We start from the raw sequence: 9,779 nt of genomic DNA, 5'->3' as shown, positions 1-9,779 counted from the left end.
AAACGAGGGTAAGCTCTGCAGTGCAGTCGTACCACTCGGTTGCCATTGCTTGTCAATGATATCCTTTTTTCTGAATAAATCAAGTAATGCTCCTTTACCGTGCATGAACATCTCATTTTCTTCCCTGCTTTCCTGGTTATGGATACTTAAGACTTGTTCTGAATCGATTTTTTTACCAAGTATTTCCCATAATTCTGTCGAAAGTGAGTAAGGTGCGTGTGGAGTGATGGAAGCTGACAACCCGGCTTCGGTAAAATCTTTTGCAACTTCTTTTATAAGTTTAAGTCGCTCCCCGGCAATATCGGGTTTCAGTCCTGTAAGTTCAGCAAAAGTGTGATAACGTATAGGAGAATGAGCTTTTATCTCTTTTGTAATGCTCGTATTGGCAATATCTGCAATGGCTACAGTTCCTGTTCTGTACATGTATTTCTCTGCATTTTTAATGCTTTTCATGTATTCATCAGGTTTTTCTGATGCCATCATATATTCAATAAAATAACACATACCCTTCCCTGCTGGCTCAATCTGTTTCATCCAGGCATATTCAAGATGTGTATGCATATTTATAAACCCTGGTACCAAAACACCATTTAAAAATTCGGTATGGGCCAGCTCTTTCATTTGACCACCAAAGTCATACACTTTTCTTATTGTGCCGTCATCTTCAGCCTCTACAATTCCATTACGTATTGGAGGGCCATCAACAGGAAATACATAGTTGGCAGATATGCGTCTCATTTTTTAAGATGGTAATGGATTTTAGCTTTACCGGGAGCCGTATTGTTATATTGTGAACCCGGTTTTTTGGCATTTTTTATATGTAAACCACATTCAGGACATACTTTTGAATATGGATTAATTTGGGTCTTGCATGCAGGGCACTGGCCTTCACCGGCAATATGTTCAGTTGTAATTATATTTTCGTCAGCGATTGAGTCAATATGCTTGTGCAAATAATTTCGCGCACCTTTATCATTAATTACATAAATTGCAAAGGCAATACCTGTTACAATTATACTACCTACAACCAGCATTCTCCAGTTGCTAAACCCGGCCAAAAAAATAACTGCCAGGTACATAAAAAATATCAATGGACCCAGGGAAGGTACATATAATTTATAGTGTAGTTTGTTTTTATGGGGTTTCAGATGAAGTTTGTGTTCAGCAAAAAAAGGAATATTACGCGTATTGATGACAACTTCCTGCTCATCTACTTCAGTTTCACTTTCGGGAAACCTTTTGCCCAACTCAGTGATATTCATTTGCCGGGATAACAATATGTTTCCCCTTATCCACATTAAATATCCTCCGAAATAAAATAACGTACCAGCTCTTTGGTAATAAGAGAATCGCCTTCGCGCCTTATTTCCTGTCTGATAAGACCTATTTTAGGCGCATATATTTCTTTGGTCAGCCAGGGTTGGGCAGCGGTATCTTTAAAATATTCCTGCACAATGATACAGCTGTCGAAAGTTTGCTGGTCATTGTTTTCTATTGGGGTTGTAAGGGTAACGCTTGTGTCATTGTTAATTACCCGCCTTCTCATTTCGCCATTCTGCCAGTAGCTTACAATCCAGTCGTCGTTGGTTGATTCTGACAGTAATTTTTTTAAGGGCACTCTGTTGTCGTTTTGGGTAATCGAGTATTGATAGACATATTCATTATCTATCTTTGGCACGTATACTTCATCGGAAGTAACGTTCGTTTCAAGTTCCTCGTAATAATTGTGTTTGTGATAGCCCGGTGAGACTTTCACGGTTGTTCCATCGGAATAAACCCAGTAAGATTCCGGGTAGGCCGGGAAATAATCTTTTGGGAATATATATTCTATATCAGTATCTTTGCAGCCTCCCAAAATGCCTATTAGAACAAGAAGCAATGTTATTTTCTTCATAATGTTGAATCTTCGTTTTGTTTTCAGGACTTACTGTGCTCTTGTAATTCTTTTTTATTTTTCTGCACCCAAAAAATTAAACCTATCCCGATTGCTATAAAAGGTAAGCTGAGCCATTGACCCATGTTTAATTTCATGGTTGCTTCAAATCCAACCTGATCTTGTTTTATAAATTCTATGAAAAATCGTGCACTAAACAAAAGTACTAAGAATATGCCAAATATTTGGCCATTAAGTTGTTTGGCTCTGATTTTCAGGAAATGAAAATGTAAACCAATGAAAATTAACAAATAACTGAGGGCTTCGTAAATTTGAGTTGGGTGTCTGGGAACTGTTTCGCCTTTTCTTTCGAAAATCACACCCCAGGGCAGACTGGTTTCTATACCATAAATTTCAGAATTGAAAAAATTCCCCATTCTGATAAAGAAACCACCTAATGCTACAACAATTACAACCCTGTCGAGGATCCAAAGATAGGGCACATTGATTTTTCTGGCATAGAGCCAAAGGGCAAGCAAAATACCAACGGCTGCTCCATGGCTTGCCAGGCCGCCTTCCCAAACAAAAAGTATTTCGTGGGGCCTCGATAAATAATACTCTGGTTGATAAAAAAGCGTGTGCCCAAGTCTTGCACCTATCAATGTTCCCAGAAAAACATAAATACTAAGTTTTTCCAGCAATTCTTCTTTGAGCTTATCATGCGAAAAGTATTTTTTCATTATGATGTAACCAAAAAAGAAGGCAAATGCGAACATGAGTCCGTACCAGCGTACGCCATGTCCCCATATTTCAAATATCTCGGGATCAAAGTTCCAGTGTATTGCTTGTAATATCATGTTTTTTTATGCAAATTTATAAGTATTGCCCGGTTATGGGTTTTAATTTTTGAGTTAATTTTAAACCTGAGCTTTAAGTTAAAGGTTTAATTACTTTCTGTTGTCTATTGGGCATGTATTTTTACTCATTTATGTTGTTCTTTTTTATTTGCCCATCATCCCAATCATATTTTTTCTTTTTGGGTTTCATCGAGAGCATCACAGCTGCGCACCCTGCTGCTCCATCTTTAAATTTTATTGTCAAATAATAAATTCCGGTTTTGTTACACCTGAAACCAAATGAGTGATCGATTTGTTTACCATTTTCACTCACATTACTGCCATATAATCTAAAGTCATCGTACAATTTAATTACGGCAATGCCTTTCTGATTTCCATCATTGGCTGTTGTGAATCTGTAATAAGTGCCTTTGTTCAAATACAGGGAGAAATTAGCCACGCTGGGTTGCCGCTTTTGCCTGGACTTTGAAAATCTTACCTTGAAATGTTTGAGGTATGTTGTTTCTGTAAGTTTAGCCTTGCATGAATCAATTAGTGAGTTATTGCACTGCCCATACCCCGATAGATAAAAAACAGAAAGGAGCGCTAAGAAAAATAATCTGATACCCATAATTCAATGCATATATGACTGGTTGACCATAAATATAGCATTATCCTATAATTCAGTTTCTATAAAACATATTATTCTTTGACAGCTACTCTAAGGTTTTCAATAATCCATGCACCCTGGTTTTGCAGAGAATCCAAAGCTTTTTCAGGTAATACAATGGTGCTTGTAGAGTGCTTTTCGAACTCAAATGTTTTGGCCAGGCTATTGTTTATAAGAATATCAAATTCACTTACTTTAAGATAACCGTACTCTTTCAAATCACTTAGGTTTTTATCATCCAGCCAAATAGTAAAAATGGTTGGGTCTACCTTGGGGCCGGTGTCGGTTTCTTCTTCTTCCGGTTCTTTTAAAAAGTCGGGCACATCGTCTTCTTCATTTTGTATTTTATAGAGTTCTTTGCGCACAAAGATTCTCACATAATTTTCGAATTTTTCATCCTGAAAAATCACGTAATTTTCTCCTACTGTGTAGGCTGTAGTTTCGTATTGCCGCACTTCAAGAGGTCTGCAGCCATTTCCGGGCACTTCCTGGCATGGAACTTCAGAAATTTCTCCTGTTTTGAGGTCTATTTTTTTATACTCGTTCTTATAAACATCTGTATTGGCATAGAAAAATTTTCCGTCTACATCAAACACACTGTTGTAGAGCTCAATACGTTTGGCTTTTACTCTAAGTTCCTGCACGGGCTCCCAGGTATACAGACGGTATATGTAAAGATGTATGTAGCGGTAACTTGTTGCAGCAAAGGTCATGGCGAGGTAGTTGTTGTGTTGGTCAACCTTTACCTCAAGCAGCTGGCCTCTTTTGTGTGTGGGGCCCTTGATTCGTTTTTCAAAGCGATAATCATCCAGGACTTCTTCCAGGGGTTGTGCGCTTAATGGCTGTAAGCCAAAGAGTGCAAAAAGAAAGCCAATAATTAGAAACCTTTGCATAAGCATATTTTTTATGCCCTTTGATAATCAAATTGTCTGATTATTCATCAAGCTTTTTTAACAGGCTGTTTAATGATACTTTTTCACGTAAAATTTCCGGGATTTTATCTATATCTATTCTTTTTTGCTCCATGGTGTCCCTATCCCGCAAAGTTACTGTATTGTTTTCAAGCGTCTCATGGTCAACTGTAATTGCATAAGGCGTGCCAATTGCATCCTGTCTTCTGTATCGGCGACCTATAGAGTCTTTTTCTTCGTAATGACAATTAAACTCATATTTAAGTTCACGAATAATGGCTCTTGCTTTATCTGGCAATCCGTCTTTTTTAGTCAATGGAAGCACAGCCAGCTGAATGGGCGCAATAGCCGGTGGCAATGCCATTACTACTCTTTGATCTGTTTTGCCGTTTTCTTTTTCAATGGTTTCTTCTTTGTAGGCAGCACTTAGCACGGCCAGGAACATTCTGTCTAAACCTATTGATGTTTCAACTACGTAAGGAACGTAACTTTCCTGGCGCTCATTATCATAATACTGGATTTTTTTGCCAGAAAACTCCTGGTGTTTGGATAAATCGAAGTCTGTGCGGGAATGCACACCTTCAAGCTCTTTGAAACCAAAAGGAAAATTAAACTCGATATCTGTGGCGGCTGTGGCGTAGTGTGCAAGTTTTTCGTGGTCGTGGAAACGTAGCAAGGTGTCGTCATAACCAAGGGCTTTGTGCCACTTCATACGTTTCTCTTTCCAGTTGGCAAACCACGCTTCTTCTTTACCCGGCTGTATGAAGTATTGCATTTCCATTTGCTCGAATTCGCGCATACGGAAAATAAATTGTCTTGCTACAATTTCATTTCTGAATGCTTTACCTATCTGGGCTATTCCAAAGGGTAGGTTCATGCGTCCTGATTTTTGCACATTCAGGTAATTCACAAAAATTCCCTGGGCAGTTTCAGGTCGCAGGTAAATGGTTGATGCCCCTTCGTTAACCGACCCCAGTTTGGTGTCGAACATCAAATTAAACTGACGCACATCTGTCCAGCTTTTACTGCCGCTAACCGGGCAGGCTATTTCTGCGTCTACGATAATTTGTTTTACCTCTGCCAGGTCATCATTGTCAAGAGCTGTTTTAAAGCGATGGCGCACATCATCAACCTTTTTTTGGTTTGAGAGCACGCGGGGATTTGTTTCCCTGAATTTTGCTTCATCAAAATCATCCCCAAATTTTTTATGGGCCTTCTTGATCTCCTTATCAATTTTACCTTCCAGCTTTTGGATGTAATCTTCAATAAGTACATCGGCCCGGTATCGCTTTTTTGAATCTTTATTATCGATTAACGGATCGTTAAAAGCATCAACGTGCCCTGAAGCTTTCCAAACTGTAGGGTGCATAAATATCGCAGAGTCAATGCCTACGATATTTTCATGCAGCATTACCATTGACCTCCACCAATACGATTTGATATTGTTTTTCAATTCTGCTCCCAGCTGTCCATAGTCATAAACAGCACTCAACCCATCATAGATTTCGCTACTTTGAAATATAAATCCGTATTCTTTCGCGTGAGATATGATCTTTTTAAATGTATCTTCCTGACTCATAGTATAATCCTTCTGAAATTAGCGCTAACAAAAATATGTTAAATATATGGCTTTTCATAAATGTTTTTACGATTTATCTGTTTTTCCTGATAGAAACATTGCAACACCACACAGCATAATTCATTGCCTTTCATGGCAAATAGGAATAATTGTTTTGGAAGAATTCATGATAGGATGTGGCTTCTGATCATTAGGCTATTCTATCAGAAAATAATGGCTGTTTTTTTTGATTATTATTTTGATTTGGAAACAGTTTATGCTGATAAATTAAGAGTTTTTTATTTCTTTTGTATGACATTAATAAGCGTGTAAATTAGCGCTTCAGTCGTAAAACCAGAGTTTGCAATTTTTTTATAACCAGATATGTTGAGGACCGGACTTAAGATCTTTTTTATACTTGCAGCAATTGCAGCAATAGTGGTTGGCTATTTTTATTTTTTTGAACAGAATAAAAATGTACCTGAACCACTTGATGTTTTCTCACATGAAGGCCTGGTTGTTAGGATCAACCAACCCGAAAAACTAATCAGTGGGTTTCAGGCGTCAGATTATACAGGCAAAAGTCAGCAGATAGATTCAGCTGTGATTGATGCCCTGGAGCAAATTGTGTTAATCAAAAAACAGGAAAAAATTAAAGATGTCTATGTGCTTTTTAGTGCAACTGACACCGCTATATCATCATTGATCGTTTATGAGAATTATTCTTTCAGGCTGGCCCGGTCTGTGGTAGATTTTTTTCGAACTCATTATGGCAAGCAACAAAAAGTTGTAGAACAGGTTAAAGATGGCAGACATTTTTATAGCATTTATGATAACGAAGATCCCTACCTTTATTTTGGCGAAGAGGCTGGTTTGGTATTTATGAGTCGTAATCGGGAGACACTGCTTTCTGGTTTAGCACAGGCCAATAAAAATTCAGCAAAAAAAAGTAAATCAAAACTGTATAAAACGGCAAGCAAAGAGGTGGCTGCTAATGTTTTTGTAAATGTGAATGCATTTGCAAAATATTTCGGTGGGGCATTATTAACTACCCGTGATTCAGCCGGCCTATATGCCGAGCGTATGGTTTTGGATATGCATTTAAAACAGGATGAATTATTGCTAAGTGGGCTGTCAAATCCCAGTAAGGATCGTCTTGGGGCATTTATCGCAAAAGCTGATCAACGCACATTTAGTTTGCCCGAAATTATTCCTGAAGGTGCAACCGTATTATACCAAATTGCTGCAAATGGACTGACGAAAGAGTTGTATCAGCGTAATAAATTACCCAATGATGTTTTAAATTGGCTGAATTCCTGGTCCGACCAGGAGATGGTGCTCTTCGAAGCACAAGGACATCATGCCATTGGCCTTAAGGCCTCAGGAAAGTCGGTGGCAGTTAATGCACTTGAAAATTATAAAAAGAGCATTGATAAAAATATAAGTGGAGCAAACTATCGTTTCGACCGTCAAACAACATTTGATATCTATAGCGGAAATTTTAACTGGATAGGTTCATTTATCCCTGCTTTTTTTACCAAAAAACCGAATTTTAAGTATGCTGCCGCCTCTGGTGAATATGTAGTGTTTACTGACAACAGAGCTTTATTACGCGATATTTGTAATAACACCATACTTCAACAAAACTTGAAGAGTAGCTATCAATTCAAACAGCATGAACCCTACCTTTCATCTGCTGCCAATATGGTTGTATACAGCAAGTTTTCATCCCGGGCCATTTCACGTTATTTGAGCGGAAATATTGCTGAGCAGCTCAAAAAACGGGAAGCCTTCAATATGTTTGATGCAATGGCATGGCAAATGACAGGTAGTGGTAATAATCTGTACAATCACATTATATTTTTCAGTAATGGGGGTGATTTGGAAAAAAGTAATGTGAGATGGAAAACAAAGCTAAAAAGCTCAGCATCTTTAAAACCGGTTGTTGTAAAAAATCACAACAATAGTGTTGATGAGATATTCGTGCAGGATGAGCAAAATTTAATTTACTTAATTAACAGGAAGGGTCGCATATTGTGGCAGAAACAGCTTGATGGGCCTATTCTCAGTGATGTTTATCAGGTAGATAAATACAAAAACAATAAACTTCAATACCTTTTTAATACAGCTTCTAAGATTTATCTCGTTGATCGCAATGGTAATGATGTAGAGCGTTTCCCGGTTAATTTATCTACAAAAGCCTCCACAGGCCTTGCAATGTTCGATTACGAAAAAAATGAGAATTATAGAATTTTCGTTCCGCTTGAAGATAAGCGGCTTCAACTATACGACATTGATGCAAATATAGTGGCAGGCTGGCAGTTTAATAAATCCGATGATGTTATTACTACACCAGTACAGCATTTCCGGTTCGATGGAAAAGATTATATCGTGTTTGCCGATACAGTAAGGCATTACATTTTGAACCGCAGGGGAGAATCTCGCATTAAACCGTCAAAAATGGTGGGTAAGTCGAAGCGGAATAAATTTTACTTCGATAAGTATAACGCCCGTTGGGTTTCTACAACAACCAGCGGTAAGGTTCATTATATAGATCTTTCCGGAGACGTGGAATCTAAAGAATTGATTGGTATGGACAGAGACCATTATTTCTTATTTGCTGATATTACGCGCGATGGCCGGTCAGATTATATCTTTGTCGACGGCAAAAATTTAAAGGTTTTCGACAAATCTGGGAAGCAGTTGTTTAAGTATACTTTTAAGCATCGTATAACAGAGCCACCGGCTTTTTATGTCTTTTCAAAACACAAAGCCGGGATAGGCATAGTCGATAAAAAAGCCGGGAAAGTATACATGTTTAATCGCGAAGGGAAACAGTTCAAAGGGTATCCTTACCCTGGCATTACCCCTTTTACCATAAGTCACATTAGTGGGTTTAGCGGTTTTCAGCTAATTGTGGGAAACTTCGATGGTTTTTTATATGATTATCAATTACCATAAATTTGTATTATGGATCATTTATTTGCAGCTTTTATCATCATAGGGGTTATGTTAGAAATATATGAACTTAATCGTGCCAGGTTAGTTGCGCTGCCCACACGGAAGTTTTCAGCATTGTTGACTTCTTTGCTGTCATCAGCACTGGTTTACGGCTTGTTTATGATAGCCGGCTTTTATGCGCAGGCCCTGCTCCCTGAGCTCGGGATAGTTGCCCAAAATGGGTTAGCTGTGGCTTTAATAGCTGTAGTAGTAGCTTATAGTTTGTTTCGCGACAAGCGATACAATAAGGCGGGAAAGATGGTTTATGGCAACTTTAACCTATTTTTGTTGATCGCAGTTGGACGTGGAATATTACATTTAATCACAGGATTTATACTTGCATTAATGGCAGTTCCCGGACTATGGGTGCTTGAAAGCTACGCTTTTGGCATTATTATTTTTGGGATAGGTGTCATACTGGCGAAAGGCGACCGGGTTAGAATCTTTGGCATTAGTGTTGGATACATTAAAGTAGTTTCTTACGCTATTGCGACACTTTTGATTTTAATAAACTGATTATATGATAATTTTAAAATTTTTGCTCATCGTATTTGTGGTGTTTTATGTGATTTTACTGTTGGGTAGATTATATATTCGTCGTTTTATCAGAAAAAACAGTCGGCAATACCAACAGCAGAAAGATCAGGCACAAGGAGGAGAGCGCCGCCGCAAAAAGGGGGACACATTTGTACAATATAAACCCGATGAGAAGAAAAATATTCCCGAAGATGAGGGAGATTATGTAGATTACGAAGAAATTAAGTGATGTGGTTTTGCACACAAAGGAAACTTTTCTATATTTGCAATCCCAATTTAGCCCGGATGGCGGAATTGGTAGACGCGCTGGTCTCAAAAACCAGTGGGCTTTGCCCTTGCCGGTTCGACCCCGGCTCCGGGTACCAGGGTCGTTGAGTTTCAACGACCTTTTTTT

The 9,779-nt window shown here is 38.4% G+C and carries 10 protein-coding genes and 1 tRNA gene; 4 read left to right on the top strand and 7 right to left on the bottom strand.

Annotation, left to right across the window (positions count from 1 at the left end):
• From VJ937_RS05305 to VJ937_RS05275, 7 genes are all read right to left on the bottom strand, one after another.
• On the bottom strand, window positions 1-738 hold a 738-nt coding region (locus tag VJ937_RS05305; RefSeq protein ID WP_324065853.1), incomplete at its 3' end, for an amidohydrolase family protein.
• On the bottom strand, window positions 735-1,262 hold the full coding sequence (locus tag VJ937_RS05300; RefSeq protein ID WP_324065852.1) for a zinc ribbon domain-containing protein: 528 nt from the start codon (window positions 1,260-1,262) through the stop codon (window positions 735-737). The genes VJ937_RS05300 and VJ937_RS05305, both read right to left, overlap by 4 nt.
• Window positions 1,263-1,297: 35 nt before the next feature.
• Window positions 1,298-1,894, bottom strand: coding sequence for a hypothetical protein (locus tag VJ937_RS05295; RefSeq protein ID WP_057953456.1), 597 nt, complete (start codon window positions 1,892-1,894; stop codon window positions 1,298-1,300).
• 23 nt (window positions 1,895-1,917) lie between these two features.
• The gene (lgt, locus tag VJ937_RS05290; RefSeq protein WP_324065851.1) at window positions 1,918-2,730 is read right to left on the bottom strand and encodes a prolipoprotein diacylglyceryl transferase; all 813 of its coding nucleotides are present in this window, start codon (window positions 2,728-2,730) and stop codon (window positions 1,918-1,920) included.
• A gap of 121 nt (window positions 2,731-2,851) precedes the next feature.
• Window positions 2,852-3,340, bottom strand: a complete 489-nt coding sequence (locus tag VJ937_RS05285; RefSeq protein WP_324065850.1) for a hypothetical protein — start codon at window positions 3,338-3,340, stop codon at window positions 2,852-2,854.
• 71 nt (window positions 3,341-3,411) lie between these two features.
• Window positions 3,412-4,272: a hypothetical protein gene (locus tag VJ937_RS05280; RefSeq protein WP_324065849.1), complete on the bottom strand. Its 861-nt coding sequence runs from the start codon at window positions 4,270-4,272 to the stop codon at window positions 3,412-3,414.
• A gap of 40 nt (window positions 4,273-4,312) precedes the next feature.
• Window positions 4,313-5,869 (bottom strand): glycine--tRNA ligase, encoded by a 1,557-nt coding sequence (locus tag VJ937_RS05275; protein WP_324065848.1) that lies wholly within the window; start codon window positions 5,867-5,869, stop codon window positions 4,313-4,315.
• A 363-nt stretch (window positions 5,870-6,232) separates the two neighbouring features.
• Between VJ937_RS05275 and VJ937_RS05270 the strand changes: the two genes are divergently transcribed.
• The 4 genes from VJ937_RS05270 to VJ937_RS05255 all read left to right on the top strand — a co-directional run bounded on the left by VJ937_RS05270 (window position 6,233) and on the right by VJ937_RS05255 (window position 9,750).
• A complete protein-coding gene (locus tag VJ937_RS05270; RefSeq protein WP_324065847.1) occupies window positions 6,233-8,809 on the top strand; it encodes a hypothetical protein in 2,577 nt (858 codons plus the stop codon).
• Between the two features lie 9 nt (window positions 8,810-8,818).
• Window positions 8,819-9,364: a hypothetical protein gene (locus VJ937_RS05265; RefSeq protein WP_324065846.1), complete on the top strand. Its 546-nt coding sequence runs from the start codon at window positions 8,819-8,821 to the stop codon at window positions 9,362-9,364.
• A gap of 4 nt (window positions 9,365-9,368) precedes the next feature.
• On the top strand, window positions 9,369-9,614 hold the full coding sequence (locus VJ937_RS05260) for a DUF4834 family protein (protein WP_324065845.1): 246 nt from the start codon (window positions 9,369-9,371) through the stop codon (window positions 9,612-9,614).
• A gap of 50 nt (window positions 9,615-9,664) precedes the next feature.
• Window positions 9,665-9,750: transfer RNA gene (locus VJ937_RS05255), tRNA-Leu, on the top strand.
• Window positions 9,751-9,779 lie beyond the last annotated feature (29 nt).

Origin of the sequence: Salinivirga sp., assembly GCF_035268865.1 — a bacterium.
Lineage (GTDB): Bacteria > Bacteroidota > Bacteroidia > Bacteroidales > Salinivirgaceae > Salinivirga.
Note: the sequence above shows the minus strand (reverse complement) of the source record. Positions and strands in the feature narration are given on the sequence as shown.

What these genes read in the sequence shown, in the direction of transcription:
- VJ937_RS05300 (WP_324065852.1), bottom strand. Translation starts at nt 1,262, where the DNA reads ATGAATATCACTGAGTTGGGCAAAAGGTTTCCCGAAAGTGAAACTGAA.
- VJ937_RS05295 (WP_057953456.1), bottom strand. Translation starts at nt 1,894, where the DNA reads ATGAAGAAAATAACATTGCTTCTTGTTCTAATAGGCATTTTGGGAGGC.
- lgt (WP_324065851.1), bottom strand. Translation starts at nt 2,730, where the DNA reads ATGATATTACAAGCAATACACTGGAACTTTGATCCCGAGATATTTGAA.
- VJ937_RS05285 (WP_324065850.1), bottom strand. Translation starts at nt 3,340, where the DNA reads ATGGGTATCAGATTATTTTTCTTAGCGCTCCTTTCTGTTTTTTATCTA.
- VJ937_RS05280 (WP_324065849.1), bottom strand. Translation starts at nt 4,272, where the DNA reads ATGCAAAGGTTTCTAATTATTGGCTTTCTTTTTGCACTCTTTGGCTTA.
- VJ937_RS05275 (WP_324065848.1), bottom strand. Translation starts at nt 5,869, where the DNA reads ATGAGTCAGGAAGATACATTTAAAAAGATCATATCTCACGCGAAAGAA.
- VJ937_RS05270 (WP_324065847.1), top strand. Translation starts at nt 6,233, where the DNA reads ATGTTGAGGACCGGACTTAAGATCTTTTTTATACTTGCAGCAATTGCA.
- VJ937_RS05265 (WP_324065846.1), top strand. Translation starts at nt 8,819, where the DNA reads ATGGATCATTTATTTGCAGCTTTTATCATCATAGGGGTTATGTTAGAA.
- VJ937_RS05260 (WP_324065845.1), top strand. Translation starts at nt 9,369, where the DNA reads ATGATAATTTTAAAATTTTTGCTCATCGTATTTGTGGTGTTTTATGTG.